Below are 15,393 nucleotides of genomic sequence, written 5' to 3' on the forward strand. Positions count from 1 at the left end.
CATCGCTACTGATAAGTCGTCGCACCGCATCAACGGTGAAATCACTGCGCCGGAAGTGCGTCTGGTCGGGATCGAGAACGAACCGCTCGGTATCGTAAAACTCGCTGATGCTTTCCGTAAATCGGAAGAACTGGATGTTGACCTGGTGGAAATCGCGCCGCAAGCGGTTCCGCCGGTTTGCCGTCTGATGGATTACGGCAAGTTCAAGTACCAGGAATCGAAGAAGCAGCACGAAGCGAAGCTGAAGCAAAAGGTCATTCAGGTGAAGGAAGTCAAATTCCGCCCGGGTACCGATGACGGTGACTACAACGTCAAGCTTCGCAACCTCGTGCGCTTCCTCGAAGAGGGCGACAAGACGAAGATCACGTTGCGTTTCCGCGGCCGCGAAATGGCTCACCAGGAGATCGGCATGCGGATGCTTGAGCGTCTGCGCACGGATCTCGAGGAAGTCGGCCAGGTCGAGCAGATGCCGAAGATGGAAGGGCGCCAGATGATCATGGTGCTCTCGCCGAAGAAAAAGAAGTAACGGGCCCGCGCGCCACGCGCGCAGGTTCGAAAGTGGTTCGGTGCGTGGCCCGGTCAGGGCGGCGCACCAACAACGACGGCGGCTGCGCAAGCGGTTCGCCGTACACAAGTGGACTGGGTTTCGAAGGGCGGGTCAAGGGCGCAAGCCAACCGCACACCCATCGCCATCAAATAAACTGGAGTTGTTCGTCATGCCTAAGATGAAGACCAAGAAGAGTGCTGCAAAGCGCTTCGTGGTGCGTCCGGGCGGTACCGTCAAGCGCGGTCAAGCCTTCAAGCGTCACATCCTGACCAAGAAAACCACGAAGAACAAGCGTCACCTGCGCGGCGCAACGGCAGTTCATGATTCCGATCTGAACTCCGTCCGCGCGATGCTGCCGTTCGCGTAACCCCTCAACTGATACTCCAAGGAGAGAAACATGCCTCGAGTCAAACGTGGGGTAACCGCACGGGCCCGCCACAAGAAGATCATCAACCTGGCCAAGGGTTATCGCGGCCGTCGCAATAACGTCTACCGCATCGCCAAGCAGGCGGTGATGCGCGCTGGTCAGTACGCGTACCGCGATCGCCGCAACAAGAAGCGTGTGTTCCGCGCACTGTGGATCACGCGTATCAACGCGGCAGTTCGCCAGCACGACATGACCTACAGCGTGTTCATCAACGGCCTGAAGAAGGCGTCGATCGAACTCGACCGTAAGGTCCTGGCCGACATGGCGGTGTTCGACAAGGCTGCTTTTGCTGCGATCGTCAAGCAGGTGAAAGCCGCCGTTGCAGCCTAATTGCGAAATTAGCACTGCGTGGTTAGTTGCAGCGACGTTCCGGTAGTCTCGGCCGCTGCAGCGAAAACGGGGCTCTTCCGAGCCCCTTTTTTGTTTGGTGGAGCAGTTTCGCTCGCCAAGACCGAATGACGTTGGAAATGATGGGATCTATGGATCTGGACCAGATTGTCGCCGACGCGCAGCAGTCCTTCGAACAGGCTGCCGACATCACCACGCTCGAAAACGAGAAAGCACGCTTTCTCGGCAAGTCGGGTGCGCTGACCGAGTTGCTCAAGGGCCTCGGCAAGCTCGATCCCGAAGCACGCAAGACCGAAGGCGCACGCATCAACGTCGCGAAGCAGCAGGTTGAAGCCGCGCTGACCGCACGCCGCCAGGCGCTCGCCGACGCGCTGTTGAACCAGCGCCTCGCCGCCGAGGCGATCGACGTGACGCTGCCGGGCCGCGGCGCCGGCGCAGGCAGCCTGCACCCCGTGATGCGCACGTGGGAGCGCGTCGAACAGATTTTCCGCTCGATCGGCTTCGACGTGGCCGACGGTCCCGAAATCGAGACCGACTGGTACAACTTCACGTCGCTGAACAGCCCGGAAAACCATCCGGCGCGTTCGATGCAGGACACCTTCTACGTCGAAGGCAAGGATGCCGACGGCCGCCAGCTGCTGCTGCGCACGCACACGAGCCCGATGCAGGTGCGTTACGCGCGCATGAACCGCCCGCCGATCAAGGTGATCGCGCCGGGCCGCACGTATCGCGTCGACAGCGATGCGACCCACTCGCCGATGTTCAATCAGGTCGAGGGGCTGTGGATCGACGAGAACATCAGCTTCGCCGACCTCAAGGGCGTCTATACCGACTTCCTGAAGAAATTCTTCGAGCGCGACGACATCCTCGTGCGCTTCCGTCCGTCGTATTTCCCGTTCACGGAACCGTCGGCCGAGATCGACATGATGTTCGAGCACGGCAAGAACGCCGGCAAATGGCTCGAGATCTCGGGCTCGGGGCAGGTGCATCCGACCGTGATCCGCAACATGGGCCTCGATCCCGAGCGCTACATCGGCTTTGCGTTCGGCAGCGGCCTCGAGCGCCTGACGATGCTGCGCTACGGCGTGCAGGATCTCCGGCTGTTCTTCGAGAACGATCTGCGTTTCCTGCGCCAGTTCGCATAACGCACGCGCCGCGCCGACATGTGCCCGCGCATGCCCCGCCGGACGTTTCCGACGGGGGGCCGGGCGCCGATCTAACCTGTTTCGAACGTAGACATCCATGCAATTCCCTGAATCCTGGTTGAGAACCTTTGTCGACCCGCAGCTGACGACCGACGAACTGTCGCACGCGCTGACGATGGCGGGGCTCGAAGTCGAATCGCTGAGCAAGGCTGCGCCGCCGACATCGAAGATCGTCGTCGGCCGCGTGCTCGAAGTCGTCAAGCATCCGGATGCGGACAAGCTCAATGTCTGCCAGGTCGACGCCGGCACCGGCGCGACGCTAAATATCGTGTGCGGCGCACCGAACGTGGCGCCCGGCATCAAGGTGCCGGTCGCGCTGGTCGGCGCGGAACTGCCGCCGGCAGAAGAGGGCGGCAAGCCGTTCGCGATCAAGCTGTCGAAGCTGCGCGGCGTGGAGAGCCAGGGGATGCTGTGCTCGGCGCGCGAGCTGAAGCTGTCCGAGGACCACAGCGGCCTGCTGATCCTGCCGGAAGACACGCCGGTCGGCCAGGACATCCGCGATACGCTCAATCTCGACGACACGATCTTCGAAATCAAGCTGACGCCGAACAAGGCCGATTGCCTGTCGGTGTTCGGCATCGCGCGCGAGACGGCCGCGATCACCGGCGCGCCGCTGACGCCGGTCGATATCCGTCCGGTGCGCGTCGAGCTCGACGAAACGCTGCCCGTGCGCATCGCTGCGCCCGATCTGTGCGGCCGCTTCTCGGGTCGCGTGATCCGCGGCGTGAACGCGCATGCGAAGACGCCGCAATGGATGGTCGAGCGCCTCGAGCGTTCGGGCCAGCGCAGCGTGTCGGCGCTCGTCGACATCTCGAACTACGTGATGTTCGAGCTCGGCCGTCCGTCGCACGTGTTCGATCTGGACAAGATCCACGGCGGCATCGAAGTGCGCTGGGGCAAGCGCGGCGAGTCGCTGAAGCTGCTGAACGGCAACACGGTCGAACTCGACGAAACGGTCGGCGTGATTGCGGACGACCGTCAGGTCGAAAGCCTCGCGGGCATCATGGGCGGCGACAGCACGGCCGTCACGCTCGACACGACCAACATCTACCTGGAAGCCGCGTTCTGGTGGCCGGACAGCATCCGTGGCCGCGCGCGCAAGTACAACTTCTCGACCGATGCGGCCCATCGGTTCGAGCGCGGCGTCGACTACGCGACGACCGTCGAACACGTCGAGCGCATCACGCAGCTGATTCTCGAAATCTGCGGCGGCAAGGCCGGCCCGGTCGACGACCAGGCGGTGAACCTGCCGCAGCGCGCGCCGGTGAAAATGCGCGTATCGCGCGCGAACCGCATCATCGGCGTGAAGATCGATGCCGACGAGATTGCGAACATCTTCACGCGCCTGCGCCTGCCGTTCGAGCGTGACGACGACGCGTTCCTGGTCACGCCGCCGTCGCACCGCTTCGACATCGAGATCGAGGAAGACCTGATCGAGGAAGTGGCGCGCATTTACGGTTTCGAGAAGATTCCCGCGCGTCCGCCGGTCGCAACGAGCGAGATGCGCGCGACCAACGAGACGCGGCGTTCGATCCACGACATCCGTCATGCGCTCGCGGCGCGCGACTATGCGGAAACGGTCAACTTCAGCTTCGTCGATGCGGAGTGGGAGCACGACTTCGCCGGCAACGACACTCCGATCCGCCTGCTGAACCCGATCGCGAGCCAGCTGTCGGTGATGCGCACGACGCTGTTCGGCAGCCTGATCTCCGTGCTGCGCCACAACCTGAACCGTCGCGCGGATCGCGTGCGCGTGTTCGAGACGGGCCGTGTGTTCCTCGCCGATCCGTCGGTGAAGGCCGGCGAGCTGACCGTCGAAGGCTACACGCAACCGAAGCGTGTCGGCGCGCTCGCGTACGGCCCGGCAGTCGACGAGCAGTGGGGCGTCGCGACCCGCGCGGTTGATTTCTTCGACGTGAAGGGCGATCTCGAGGCGCTGCTCGCGCCGGCCGCCGCGCGTTTCGTGAAGGCCGAGCATCCGGCCCTTCATCCGGGCCGCAGTGCGCGCATCGAAGTGGATGGCCGCGCGGTCGGCTGGATCGGCGAGCTGCATCCGCGCCTGATGCAGAAGTACGAGCTGCCGCACGCGCCGGTGATGTTCGAAATCGACGCGGATGCGCTGATCGCGCGTGCACTGCCGGCGCCGACCGACGTGTCGAAATTCCCGCCGGTACGGCGCGATATCGCCGTTGTCGTCGATCAGGCGGTCGAGGTTCAGGCACTTTTCGACGAAATGAAGAAGGCGCTGGCCGAAGACGCCTGCCGATTCGTTCAGAAGGTTGTACTCTTCGACGAATTTCGTGCAAAATCAAATACTTCCGGTGGTCTTGCCGCGCACGAGAAGAGCCTTGCCTTCCGCGTGACGCTGCAGGATGCGGCTGGCACGCTACAGGACGAGGTCGTCGATCAGGCGATCCAGACGCTGGTCGAGCGGATGGCTCGTGCGGGTGCCCGCCTGCGCGGCTAAGGAGAGGGGCCGCCCGTTCGCGGGTGGCGCTTCCCCATCGTAAGTTTTGGTTTAACGCGCTGTATGGCAGATATGAACGACATGACCTCGAGTGAATTCGAAGCCCTCCTGACGGCGCAACGCAGCGCCATGAACCGCGACGCTTCGGCGCCGGCGTCCACCGAGACGCCGACGCTGACGAAAGCGGAGCTGGCGGAGCTGCTGTTCGACAGCGTCGGGCTGAACAAGCGTGAAGCGAAGGACATGGTCGAGGCGTTTTTCGAAGTGATCCGCGACGCGCTCGAAAACGGCGAAAGCGTCAAGCTGTCGGGGTTCGGCAACTTCCAGCTGCGCGACAAGCCGCAGCGTCCGGGCCGCAACCCGAAGACGGGCGAGGCGATTCCGATCGCGGCCCGCCGGGTGGTAACCTTCCACGCGAGCCAGAAGCTGAAGGCGCTGGTCGAAAACGGCGCGGAGTAACGCCCGCGCGCCGAAGTCTCCGCGCGGCCGCCGCGCATTCTTTACCGACGGTTAACCGACGATGACCACTACGGTTGAGAAAGTCGTCTTGCCTCCGATTCCCGCGAAGCGCTATTTCACGATCGGTGAAGTCAGCGAACTGTGCGGGGTCAAGCCGCACGTGCTGCGTTATTGGGAACAGGAATTCACGCAGTTGCGGCCGGTGAAGCGGCGTGGCAATCGCCGATACTATCAGCACCACGAAGTGCTGCTGATCCGGCGGATTCGCGAGTTGCTGTACGAACAGGGGTTCACGATCAACGGGGCGCGCAACCGGCTCGATTCGCCGGGCGGCGAGCGCGCTGCCGCGGCGCCGGCCGAGCCCGATGTGCCGGCCGGCGACGTGCGAGTATCGGGCAAGCCGGGTGCAACGGTCGACGTGGTCGCGTTGCGGCAGGCGCTCCTCGACGTGATCGACGGACTCAAACACGACTGAGCGCAACGCTCGAATCAACAAAAAACCCGGTCGGCGATGCGCCGCCGGGTTTTTTCATGGACGCGGGCTCGCGCTCGGCGGGTCAGCGTGACGCGAGCGGGTTCGGCTTGCCCATGTCGACGACCAGCGTGCCGTCCGGCAGCATCCGCACCGAGCCCTGCGCGACCTGGCTGCGGTAGCCGTACAGGTCGAAACGCATCGGGCCGGCCTCGGCCGAGTTCCGGATCAGCGCGCGCACGTTCAGTTCGAGCACGTTGAACATCTTCATGTCGCCGCCTTCCATCCACATGTAGCTCGGCGCGTCGATCTGCGGCCGCTTCGTCGCGGGCGCGTCGGCGGCACGCCGGAACGTGAGGCGCAGCCCGTCGCGTTCGACCGTCGCCTGGCCGAGTTTGCCGTTCAGCACCGGCGGCGGAAACACGGTGTACTGGTCGAGCACGAGCGTGTCGCCGCGCAGCTCCGCGCCGCGGCGCTGCAGCGGCGTCAGCGACGCGAGCTCGATGCCGAGCGAGCGCAGCAGCTTCGCCTGCGGGATGCCGAGCACCGATACCTGCGCCGGCTTGAACGCGAGGTGCCGGTCGTCGAGCACCGACAGCGTGCCCTTCATGTCGGTCGGCAGCCACACGCCGGGCACGTGATTCCAGAGCTTGATGCCGCCCTCGACGCGCAATTCCTGGCCATCCGCACTCAACTGCAGGTCGTTCAGCGAGCGCGGCGAGTAGTCGAGCAGGTAGTTGTTGAAGAGCGCCGACATCGCCTTCCACGATTCGACGACCGTCCCGCCGAGAATGCGGATGTCGTACTGGTTCGGATCGTCGAGATCGACCGGTTCGCCCGGGCGTTTCGCGATCAGCTGCACGTCGAGATCCTCGACATGGAAGCCGATGTCGCCGGACAGGTTGAAGTCGACGTTGTGCAGGTGGATCGTCGGGTTGCGGTTCGACACGTGCCGTTCGTTGAACGGGGCGGTCGACGAGCGCCGCATCGCGACTTTCTGCATGCCGGGTTGCGGCGCGCTGGCCGCGAGTGCAAACGCTTCCCAGTGCTGGCGCGAGTCGCGCAACGCATTCTGCTGCGCGGCGAGGAAGCTGTCGTTCAGGCGAGCGGCCGAATTGCCGAGCGCGGCGCCGCTCGCGGGGCCCGCGTACGACGGCATCCGGATCGCCATCGCGCCGCTTTCGTCGAAATTGAAATAGCCGGCCGAAACCTGGTCGCGATAGTGGTACAGGTCGAACACGAAGTGCTGGTCGCGCTTCGTCGGATCGACCGGGCCGATCAGGATGTCGGCGTTCATCGGCATCGAGCGCATGAATTTCACGTCGCCGCCGCGGATGTACATCGCCTGTTGCGGCGCGTTCGCGGGCAGCGCGAAGCCGGCGTGCGAGCCGTCGTCGAGCGCCAGGTCGAGGCCGGCCGGTGTTACGCGCAGCGCGGTGATCCGGATCTTCAGCCGTGGCGGCGGCATCAGCTTGTCGACCGACATCACGAGGTCGTCGCCGGCGAGCCGCGCGATCGGTGTTTCCACCTTCAGCAGATCGGCCATCTTCACGTTGGCCGCGCGCATGACCGGCTGCGCGTTGATGCCCGACACGCGCACGCCGGTCGGGTGGAATACGAGCTGGCTGCCGTCGCGGATCGCGAGCGTGCCGGTCAGCGAGAACGGCACCCAGCCGTCGCGCTGCATCTCGCCTTGAAGATGGATCACACCGTCGCCGGCCGATACGGCGAGCTTGCGCAGCGGCGCGTTGCGGTAACCGAAGATGTAAGTGTCGAAGAGCGCGGTCAGCTTTGCGTTGTCGAGCGTGACCGCGCCTTCGTGTACGTCGATCTCGAAGCTCGTCGGGTCGTCGAACACGATGGGGGCGCCGGCCTGCGTCGGCACGAGCGTCGCGGACAGTTGATGGATGAAGAAGCCGAGGTTGTTGACGATGCGGAAATCGACGTCGCGCAGGAACGTCATCGCGCCGTTCTGGCCCGAGTCGCGCAGCGTGAACGGGCGCGGCTGCGTGAGGTTGATCGACGCGAGCGACGGCACCGTGCGGGCGATCTGCTGTTCGTGAGCGAGGCGTTCGGCTTTGGCGCGCTCGATCTTCGTCGATGCGACCGACGCGTTGCCGTCGCGCTGCGCGGCCGGTTCCGCGCAGCCGGTGCAGAGCAGCGCGAGCGCAAGCGCACCGCAGCCGAATGCGCGAGCGGTGCCGTGTGAAACCGGGGCGGCCGCGCGTCGCAGGCCGGCCATCCAGTCGAAACTTGCCAAGGGCGTGCGATGGCCGCGCCGGACCGAATTCCGCATCGTCTGTCTCCATGTCTTGTCGTGACCGGCGAGGGCGCGCGATCGATGCGCGGCGCAGTCGTCGATGCCGTGCAGTGTGGCATAGCGCGCTAGAGCGGCGTTACCAAACAGCGGGCGTGCGGGCAACATCGGTCGGCGCACGACAGGGCAAAGGATTCGCGGCGTCGGGGCGGCGATATCAAACGGTCGTTTGGTTTTGCGGTCGAGGCGGGCGGCGCGCATTGCGTCGGATCGGCAAACCCGGCGTCGGCGTGGGTTGACGCCGGGTCACTTGCCGGATGAAGGCCGTGTCCGATCCGGGCGCGGCGGCAGTGCGATGACAGCCGCGCTGTCGCCAGTGCCGCCTGCACGGTCGGTCAGACCAGCATGCGCTGCCGGATCGCATTCTGCGTCGACGCGTCGAGCTGCAGGCCGTTCTCGATGTATGACGTCATCGAGCCATACGACGCGACGACCTGATCGAACGCCGCCTGCAGATAGGTGGCTTGCGCGCCTTGCAGCGCGGCCATCATGTCGGCCGCATCCTGCCCGCCGCGCTTTTGCGCCTGCGCGACATAGGCGGCGATTTCCGACGCGCTGTAGACGTTGGTCAGCAGATAGTCGGCGAGAATCGTCTGCGGGCGGACACCGAGGATCGTGTGCAGGATGGCCGTCGCCCAGCCGGTGCGATCCTTGCCGGCCGTGCAGTGGAAGACCAGATTGCCGCCGGATGAGGCGAAGCCGGCAAACAACGCGTGGTAGCTCGTGCGTGCGGTTTCCGACGTCACGAACGCCCGATACATGCTCATCATGAAGGCCGTGGCCGTCGCGCCGCTGGTCGGCAGCGGGCCGAGATTGGCGGCGCCGAGCACGTTGAGGTTCTGCCAAATGGCGCCCGCCAACGGTACATCCGGCTGCGCTTGGATCTCGGAGGTCGTGCGCAGGTCGCACACCTGCGTGATGCCGAGCGTATCGACCGTTGCGACGTCGGCCGCGGACAACGTGAGCGCGGACGACCGGTAGATCACGCCTTTTTTCATCGCTGCGCCGCTCGGGGTGGCATAGCCCGTTCCGTCCGGTCCTGCGGTATCGCGAAAATTCGCTACCGAGGCGAGCCTGGGCGTCGTGACGGGGGCGATCGCGATCGAATCGCCGCCGCACGCGGACAGAAACGACGCGCTTCCCAGCGCGATGCCGAACGTGCCGGCGCCCAGCCGGAGAAAGTGTCGTCGGGAAATTTCGTTTTTCTGATGCATTCACTGACCTTTGTCGGAGACTGTCACGGGAAGTTGCGACCGCCGTTGCGATCGAAGTCGCTGCCGGCCCGGCGCGCCGCGCGGCAACGCGCAGATCTGCGATCTCGATCGGCCTGCAGTCGGACGATGCGCCGGGCGCGTCGATCTCGCGCCGGGTAAGCGCACGGTAGCGATCCGCGGCGAAACGGCCATCGTCCTTTTCGACTAGGACGCGATGCGGGCGCGGTGCAATTCGCGCAACTTGCGATGCGTGCGACGGCTGCGGCGCGGTAAGATCGGCGTCAGTGGCTTGATGATCGAAGCATGGTGGCCGACACGGGGGAGGCGTCATGGATCTGAAGGAACTCGACGTATTGGGAGCGGACGTCGGCGATCACTGGTACTACGCGTCGAAGGCGAGCGCGATTCGCCGGTTCCTGGGCGCGGCGGATGCGAACCGGATACTCGATGTCGGCGCGGGCTCGGGTTTCTTTTCGAAACATTTGCTCGAGCGCACGCAGGCGACGGAAGCGTGGTGTGTCGACACGAGCTACGCCGACGATACCGACGGCGAGGCGGCAGGCAAGCCCGTCCATTTTCGCCGCGCCGTCAATCGGCTCGATGCCGATCTCGTGTTGCTGATGGACGTGCTCGAGCACGTCGATGACGATGTCGGGCTGCTTGCACAATATGTGGCCGGCGTGCCGAAGGGCAGCCGCTTCCTGATCACCGTTCCCGCGTTTCAGTTCCTCTGGAGCGCGCACGACGACTTTCTCGAACACAAGCGCAGGTATACGCTCGACGGCCTCGAAGACGTCGCGCGCCGTGCGGGGCTCGAGGTCGAGCGCGGCGCTTACTACTTCGGCTTCACGTTTCCGCTCGCGGCGGCATTGCGACTGAGCGAGCGAGCGCGTCGTCAGCCACGCGAACCCGCGTCGCAACTGCGTCGACACCATCCGGTAGTCAATGGTTTGCTCAAGCTGATCTGCCGCGCCGAGCTGCCGATGTTCCGGTTCAACCGGTTGGCGGGGCTCACGGTGATCTGTGTCGCGCGCAGCGCGTGAGCGTCAGGCGGATCGTGTGGACGGACGACGGACCGGCGGGGCGTCATGTGCGTCGCCGTTCGTGTCGAATCCGTCACGCCACGGTGCGCCACAAAAAATTTCGGCAGGGACATGCACAAAATGCATGCGACCCGTTCTAAATCGGCCAACTCTCTGTTATAATTTTTTTCTTTCGGGGCGTAGCGCAGCCTGGTAGCGTACCTGCATGGGGTGCAGGTGGTCGGAGGTTCAAATCCTCTCGCCCCGACCAGATAAGAACCCGCGTCAGCTCAGGCTGACGCGGGTTTTTTCTTGCCCGTCGCTTTTTTGCACATCCCGGCGCGGCCCCGGTAAAATGCAAGGTTGATCCACGGAAAGCGCCGTGATTTAGCGGAAGAGGATTCCCCGAACATGACTGATCTTCGTCTTACCATGCGGTTCGCTGCAGTGCTCGCCACTGGCGCGCTCGTCGCCGGTTGCGGTACGTCGTCGCCCACGAAAGTGGACTACAAGAGCGATTCGAAATCGAAGGAAGCGTCGCTCGCAGTGCCGCCCAACATGCTCGACGAGACGGCCGATCAGCGTTCGCTGCCGCCGCAGGGCGGCGCGACTTCCCTGTCCGCGCTTCAGCAGGTCCAGCACACGGCGCCCGCGACGGATACCGTCGCGCCCGCCGTGGCCGGCATGCATATCCAGCGCGACGGCACCGAGAGCTGGCTCGTGATCGACGGCAAGAAGCCCGCCGACATCTGGCCGCAAGTGCGCCGCTTCTGGCAGGAGCAGGGCTTCCTGCTCGTCGTCGACCAGCGCGACAAGGGCGTGATGGAAACCGACTGGAACGAGACCCATCCGCAGATCAACGACGGCCTGATCCGCAGCGTGATCTCGAAAGCGATGGGCAATTCGTACGTGACGGCCGAGCGCAACAAGTACCGCACGCGCCTCGATTCGGCGCCGAACGGCGGCACCTATGTGTTCGTCAGCCAGAAGGGCATGCGCGAGGCGATCACCGGCGCGAACAACGATTCGAGCAAGTGGGAAGCGAAGCCGAACGATCCGGCGCTCGAGACGGAATACCTGAAGCGGCTGATGGCGGTGCTCGCGCAGAACGAGCAGCGTGCGAAGAACGGCGAGCCGCCGGTCGCGAACATCAACGACAACACGGTGCCGAAGGACAAGAAGGCCGATACCGACGCGTCGAAGGCGGCCGCCGCGGCGATCGCTGCGCAGAACGTCGCGCGTACGTCGTCGCAAGCGAACGACGTCGACACGAGCGCGGTGCCGTCCGAAGTCACGCTCGGCGAGCCGTACGACCGGTCGTGGCTGCACGTCGGCCTCGCACTCGATCGCGCGAACTTCACGGTCGACGATCGCGATCGCACGAAGGGTCTGTATTTCGTGCGTTATGTCGATCCGAAGGATCTGAGCGCGGCCGAGCAGGGCTTCTGGAGCCAACTGTTCCATGGCAAGAAGGAAAAGCAGGCGAAGCAGTATCGCGTCAACGTGAAGGCGCTGACGGCCGACCAGACGCGTGTGGCAGTCGTCGACGATTCGGGTGCGATCGATTCGTCGTCGCCGGCCCGGCAAATCATGGGGCTGCTCGTGAATCAGCTGCGCTGATCGCGACGATCCCGCTCGTCGAACAAGCCCGCCGCCCGGCGGGCTTTTTTTATGGTCGCGCGCCGTGACGTCGGCGTGTGCGGGACGTTCGGCTGCTCCGCCTTGTGACGTTACGTAACATCCGCGCGTTACGGCGGCGGAACGGGTGTTACATCGTCATGGTCCCGAAAAATATCCTTATGGATCAATGCTGTGCTTTCGAAAATGCACCTGGCACGCAAACTGCTTTATTAGTTCGAATCGTTAGGACAGGGAGGGTGGTGCCAGAGACCGGGCAGGCGTCGCGAACGCCCGACCAACGGTTTCGACGTCCCCAGATGCCGGCGCTGCGAGCGCGGGCACAACCGATGATGATCCGCGCCGCGCGCGGGTCCCGATGGCCCCGTCGCCTATCCTCGTAGGGCGACGGTTTCGCCCGCGCTTCGTATGAAGCGCGGGCAATTTTTTTGGTGGGGCCGCAATGCGAGGGCGCCGATCCGGCCTGTGCGGGATTCGGTGATTCGCAATCAATTGGAGTGGGGGCGGCGCGGTTCGCATCCGGCGAGCGCCGGTAGGGCGAGGTCGCGTTGGCCGCGTGCGAGCGTTCCGCTCACACGCCGCTCAATTGCGAAACGGACGCGGACCGGCTCGATCGGCCCGGGATTCGCGTGCCGTCGCAGCGCGTGCGAGCAGGGCGGTGCGGCCGGACGCGTTGCCGGCCGCCGCGACGCGTCAGTGCGACGCGCTGGGTACGTCGAGGATCAGGATGATCGTCCAGTCGGCATCGCCGTCGTGGTGATACTGGCGTTCGGCGACGATGAACGGTTGCTGCTTGCCTTGCGGGCCGAGGAAAAGCACGTCGCCCTCCATCGGCAGGCACTCGATCGGCGGCAGCGCGAGAAAGGCGTCGTCCGAGCCGCGCGGCATCAGTTGCTTGATCTTGCGAGTGGCTGCTTCGGTCCACTCGATGTCGAGTTGAATGTTGCTCATGCTGTCCTCCGCACCGGGGTGCGCACGGGTGGAAAATTTCGGTGCGCGACTTTAGCACAGCGCGCAGGCGCCGCAACCAAAAAAGCCGAACCCGGTTGCCCGGATTCGGCTTTTCGCTTGTGCGGTGCCGCCGAACTTACTGGCTGGCAGCGTCTGCCGGAGCGGCCTTGGCGGCCTTCTTGCCAGCCTTCTTCGCTGCCTTGTGGTGAGCAGCCTTCTTGCCGTGGTGCTCTTCCTGCGCCGCCGGCTGTGCAGCCTCGGCTGCTTGCTGCTGTTGCAGTGCCTGTGCGCGCTGCTCGATCTCGGCGATCTTCGCCGGGTCGGTGATGGTCTGGATTTGCGTGCTCTCTTGCGCATACGCTGCGCCAGTCAGCGCCGACATCGCGACCAGAATAGCCAGGGACGTCTTCTTCATTGCTTTACCTCCGCTAAGTGGTGATGAACCCGAATGTTGCCGTTTTGTCTGGCGACTGCAATCGAGTGCGTGTCGAGTGTAACAAAAGTGACGGATCAATGTGCACCGGATCGAGGCACAGCGCAAGGCCCCGTTGAAGTCGCGCAACACTTCGTGCATTCCGTCATGCGCATGCCATCCCGGGGCGGCACCGTCGCGTTCGCCGCCGGTGCAAGCGTTGCAATCAAAACCAGCCGAGCCATCGGTAGACGTGGAACTGTGCGATGCCGATCAGTTCGTGCAATGCCTGATTCGCGTCTTCGAGGTTGTGCCAGCGGGGCAGCCAGCCCGTTTGCGCGCGCCGGCGGTTCGCATAAACGGGTTGCGGATCGATGCCGAAGCGGCGGAAATCGAGCAATGCGCGGCGCATCTGATAGGACGACGTGACGAGAATGCGCGTGTCGTCATGTTGTGAGCGTAGTATAGATGCAGTGAATTTCGCATTTTCGTAGGTGGTACGGCTGTTCGGCTCGAGGACGAGGTCGCTGGAAGCGACACCCGCCGCGACCAGCCGGCGCCCGTAGACGGCCGCCTCGGTTTCGCCGTGACGTTGCGGGTCGCCGCCCGACATCACCACGGTGCAGCGGGCAGCCTGCTGCCGGCACGTGCGGTAGAGCGCCGCGGTCTCGCGGATGCGTGCTTCCCCGTCGGGAGGCGGTCGCAGGCCGGTGTCGCTGCGCCGCGTGCCGGCGCCGATGATGATCAGCGTGGTCCGGCCATGCATGTCGGGGCGCTCGACCGGCGTCACGCCCGCTTCGGTCCACGCGATGAGCGGCGCGGCGAGCCAGCCTGTCGCGAGCAGCCAGAACAGCGCGACGCTCGCGATCGCGATGAGTCGCCGCCGCTTGCGGCAGAGCATGAAACCGATGAAGAGAAGTACAAATGAATCGAACAGAATCAATTTGATTGGGGTATGGTGTCTTTTTATGGACGGCTGACGATCCGGCCCTGACGCGACGCCGAACGTCGGCCCCCAGAATCGGTGGCGGTATCGGCGGGCGGAGCTCCCGCCCGGCGCGCCGCTTCGCATTGTCGCTGCACTTTAAGAAAGAATCGAGATGACCACGTATTCCAACGAAGCGGTGCTCGACGCATTGAGACGAGTGCAGTACCGCCAGGTACCGTGGGCGCGCCGCCCGGGCGTGTTCGAGTATCTCCGGTCGCTGGGGCTGATGGACACGGTCAGGCAGAAGACCGTTGCTCCCGCACCGGGTTTCCATGCGCCGGTCGACATCGCGGTGCTGACCGACAACGGTCGTGCCGAATGCGCGCGCCTCGAGCGTGACGAGAAACTGCTTTCCTGGACCGATCGCCGTATGGACGACTACGCATTGAGCGAAGCGAGCGCCGTGGCGATTCTCGAAAGCCGCCTGTAGCGGCGCACTCCCGTTCTCGCGCGCCGTCCACCGGCGACGCAAAAAAAAGCCCGTATCGCGAGGATACGGGCGTACCGGATACTTTTGCTGTTGCCACGCTGTGCTCATGGCAACGAATGTGACTCGTCGCATGTCGGGCAGTTCCCGAATCCGGTAATTTTCTTTGACGAAATCCTGTGGACTACGGATGACGCGGCAGGTCGGTCGGCTGCGAGCCAGTGCGCGCGCGCGCGTTGCTGGCGATGTCGCCGCGCAAATCGCCGCGCGGCACGGTCTGCCGATTGGGCGGCGCGGCGGGCGGTTGCTGGCGAAGGGTGTTCCTATGATCCTGCTGGCGGTGAGGCGGCTTCGCGCGATCGTCCGCGCGAGCGGGGGCGGTCAGCGCCAGCGAAATGACAATGCCGCATGCGACGAGCAGTGACATTGGTTTCATGGCGGGGCTCCCTTCAAGCCACCGGCGCGGCCTGTTGATATTTCGCTAAGGTAAGCGTGGGAG

The 15,393-nt window shown here is 64.5% G+C and carries 16 protein-coding genes and 1 tRNA gene; 11 read left to right on the forward strand and 6 right to left on the reverse strand.

What is annotated here, in order from left to right:
- Position 1 precedes the first annotated feature (1 nt).
- The 7 genes from infC to U4Z64_RS31000 all read left to right on the forward strand — a co-directional run bounded on the left by infC (position 2) and on the right by U4Z64_RS31000 (position 5,928).
- Positions 2-526, forward strand: a complete 525-nt coding sequence (gene infC, locus U4Z64_RS30970; RefSeq protein ID WP_071734130.1) for a translation initiation factor IF-3 — start codon at positions 2-4, stop codon at positions 524-526.
- Positions 527-716: 190 nt separating this feature from the next.
- On the forward strand, positions 717-914 hold the full coding sequence (gene rpmI / locus U4Z64_RS30975) for a 50S ribosomal protein L35 (RefSeq protein ID WP_004191477.1): 198 nt from the start codon (positions 717-719) through the stop codon (positions 912-914).
- Between the two features lie 30 nt (positions 915-944).
- Positions 945-1,304: a 50S ribosomal protein L20 gene (gene rplT / locus U4Z64_RS30980; RefSeq protein WP_004192938.1), complete on the forward strand. Its 360-nt coding sequence runs from the start codon at positions 945-947 to the stop codon at positions 1,302-1,304.
- Positions 1,305-1,453: 149 nt separating this feature from the next.
- Positions 1,454-2,467 carry a phenylalanine--tRNA ligase subunit alpha gene (gene pheS / locus U4Z64_RS30985; RefSeq protein WP_006753318.1) on the forward strand — a complete coding sequence of 338 codons (1,014 nt, stop codon included), beginning with the start codon at positions 1,454-1,456 and terminating at the stop codon, positions 2,465-2,467.
- Positions 2,468-2,564: 97 nt separating this feature from the next.
- The gene (gene pheT / locus U4Z64_RS30990) at positions 2,565-4,994 is read left to right on the forward strand and encodes a phenylalanine--tRNA ligase subunit beta (RefSeq protein ID WP_321821962.1); all 2,430 of its coding nucleotides are present in this window, start codon (positions 2,565-2,567) and stop codon (positions 4,992-4,994) included.
- Between the two features lie 72 nt (positions 4,995-5,066).
- Positions 5,067-5,453, forward strand: a complete 387-nt coding sequence (locus U4Z64_RS30995) for an integration host factor subunit alpha (protein WP_006486093.1) — start codon at positions 5,067-5,069, stop codon at positions 5,451-5,453.
- 61 nt (positions 5,454-5,514) lie between these two features.
- The gene (locus U4Z64_RS31000; RefSeq protein WP_321812187.1) at positions 5,515-5,928 is read left to right on the forward strand and encodes a MerR family transcriptional regulator; all 414 of its coding nucleotides are present in this window, start codon (positions 5,515-5,517) and stop codon (positions 5,926-5,928) included.
- A gap of 82 nt (positions 5,929-6,010) precedes the next feature.
- On the opposite strand, the gene U4Z64_RS31005 is transcribed toward U4Z64_RS31000, so the two are convergent.
- Both U4Z64_RS31005 and U4Z64_RS31010 read right to left on the reverse strand, forming a co-directional pair.
- The gene (locus tag U4Z64_RS31005) at positions 6,011-8,221 is read right to left on the reverse strand and encodes a hypothetical protein (protein WP_321821963.1); all 2,211 of its coding nucleotides are present in this window, start codon (positions 8,219-8,221) and stop codon (positions 6,011-6,013) included.
- 356 nt (positions 8,222-8,577) lie between these two features.
- Complete coding sequence (locus U4Z64_RS31010) at positions 8,578-9,438, reverse strand: tyrosine-protein phosphatase (RefSeq protein ID WP_321821983.1); 861 nt, start codon at positions 9,436-9,438, stop codon at positions 8,578-8,580.
- Between the two features lie 347 nt (positions 9,439-9,785).
- Here U4Z64_RS31010 and U4Z64_RS31015 point away from each other — a divergent pair, with 347 nt between their 5' ends.
- From U4Z64_RS31015 to bamC, 3 genes are all read left to right on the forward strand, one after another.
- Positions 9,786-10,499 (forward strand): methyltransferase domain-containing protein, encoded by a 714-nt coding sequence (locus U4Z64_RS31015; RefSeq protein ID WP_321802180.1) that lies wholly within the window; start codon positions 9,786-9,788, stop codon positions 10,497-10,499.
- Between the two features lie 173 nt (positions 10,500-10,672).
- Positions 10,673-10,749, forward strand: a tRNA-Pro gene (locus U4Z64_RS31020).
- Between the two features lie 140 nt (positions 10,750-10,889).
- A complete protein-coding gene (bamC, locus tag U4Z64_RS31025; protein WP_044846042.1) occupies positions 10,890-12,098 on the forward strand; it encodes an outer membrane protein assembly factor BamC in 1,209 nt (402 codons plus the stop codon).
- Positions 12,099-12,809: 711 nt separating this feature from the next.
- On the opposite strand, the gene U4Z64_RS31030 is transcribed toward bamC, so the two are convergent.
- The 3 genes from U4Z64_RS31030 to U4Z64_RS31040 form a co-directional block, all read right to left on the reverse strand.
- Positions 12,810-13,067, reverse strand: a complete 258-nt coding sequence (locus U4Z64_RS31030; RefSeq protein ID WP_006486090.1) for a hypothetical protein — start codon at positions 13,065-13,067, stop codon at positions 12,810-12,812.
- Positions 13,068-13,203: 136 nt separating this feature from the next.
- Complete coding sequence (locus tag U4Z64_RS31035; protein WP_059608570.1) at positions 13,204-13,482, reverse strand: hypothetical protein; 279 nt, start codon at positions 13,480-13,482, stop codon at positions 13,204-13,206.
- Between the two features lie 223 nt (positions 13,483-13,705).
- The gene (locus tag U4Z64_RS31040) at positions 13,706-14,422 is read right to left on the reverse strand and encodes a YdcF family protein (RefSeq protein WP_321821984.1); all 717 of its coding nucleotides are present in this window, start codon (positions 14,420-14,422) and stop codon (positions 13,706-13,708) included.
- A 157-nt stretch (positions 14,423-14,579) separates the two neighbouring features.
- Between U4Z64_RS31040 and U4Z64_RS31045 the strand changes: the two genes are divergently transcribed.
- Entirely contained in the window at positions 14,580-14,897 is a 318-nt protein-coding gene (locus U4Z64_RS31045; RefSeq protein ID WP_044846039.1) for a hypothetical protein, read from the forward strand.
- Positions 14,898-15,078: 181 nt separating this feature from the next.
- On the opposite strand, the gene U4Z64_RS31050 is transcribed toward U4Z64_RS31045, so the two are convergent.
- Entirely contained in the window at positions 15,079-15,330 is a 252-nt protein-coding gene (locus U4Z64_RS31050; RefSeq protein ID WP_321821964.1) for a hypothetical protein, read from the reverse strand.
- Positions 15,331-15,393 lie beyond the last annotated feature (63 nt).

It is taken from the genome of Burkholderia sp. BCC1996, from assembly GCF_905339955.1.
GTDB lineage: Bacteria > Pseudomonadota > Gammaproteobacteria > Burkholderiales > Burkholderiaceae > Burkholderia.

Excerpts from the sequence above, each read along its gene's own strand:
- rpmI (WP_004191477.1), top strand. The coding sequence starts at position 717 with ATGCCTAAGATGAAGACCAAGAAGAGTGCTGCAAAGCGCTTCGTGGTG.
- rplT (WP_004192938.1), top strand. The coding sequence starts at position 945 with ATGCCTCGAGTCAAACGTGGGGTAACCGCACGGGCCCGCCACAAGAAG.
- pheS (WP_006753318.1), top strand. The coding sequence starts at position 1,454 with ATGGATCTGGACCAGATTGTCGCCGACGCGCAGCAGTCCTTCGAACAG.
- pheT (WP_321821962.1), top strand. The coding sequence starts at position 2,565 with ATGCAATTCCCTGAATCCTGGTTGAGAACCTTTGTCGACCCGCAGCTG.
- U4Z64_RS30995 (WP_006486093.1), top strand. The coding sequence starts at position 5,067 with ATGAACGACATGACCTCGAGTGAATTCGAAGCCCTCCTGACGGCGCAA.
- U4Z64_RS31000 (WP_321812187.1), top strand. The coding sequence starts at position 5,515 with ATGACCACTACGGTTGAGAAAGTCGTCTTGCCTCCGATTCCCGCGAAG.
- U4Z64_RS31005 (WP_321821963.1), bottom strand. The coding sequence starts at position 8,221 with ATGCGGAATTCGGTCCGGCGCGGCCATCGCACGCCCTTGGCAAGTTTC.
- U4Z64_RS31015 (WP_321802180.1), top strand. The coding sequence starts at position 9,786 with ATGGATCTGAAGGAACTCGACGTATTGGGAGCGGACGTCGGCGATCAC.
- bamC (WP_044846042.1), top strand. The coding sequence starts at position 10,890 with ATGACTGATCTTCGTCTTACCATGCGGTTCGCTGCAGTGCTCGCCACT.
- U4Z64_RS31030 (WP_006486090.1), bottom strand. The coding sequence starts at position 13,067 with ATGAGCAACATTCAACTCGACATCGAGTGGACCGAAGCAGCCACTCGC.
- U4Z64_RS31035 (WP_059608570.1), bottom strand. The coding sequence starts at position 13,482 with ATGAAGAAGACGTCCCTGGCTATTCTGGTCGCGATGTCGGCGCTGACT.
- U4Z64_RS31045 (WP_044846039.1), top strand. The coding sequence starts at position 14,580 with ATGACCACGTATTCCAACGAAGCGGTGCTCGACGCATTGAGACGAGTG.
- U4Z64_RS31050 (WP_321821964.1), bottom strand. The coding sequence starts at position 15,330 with ATGAAACCAATGTCACTGCTCGTCGCATGCGGCATTGTCATTTCGCTG.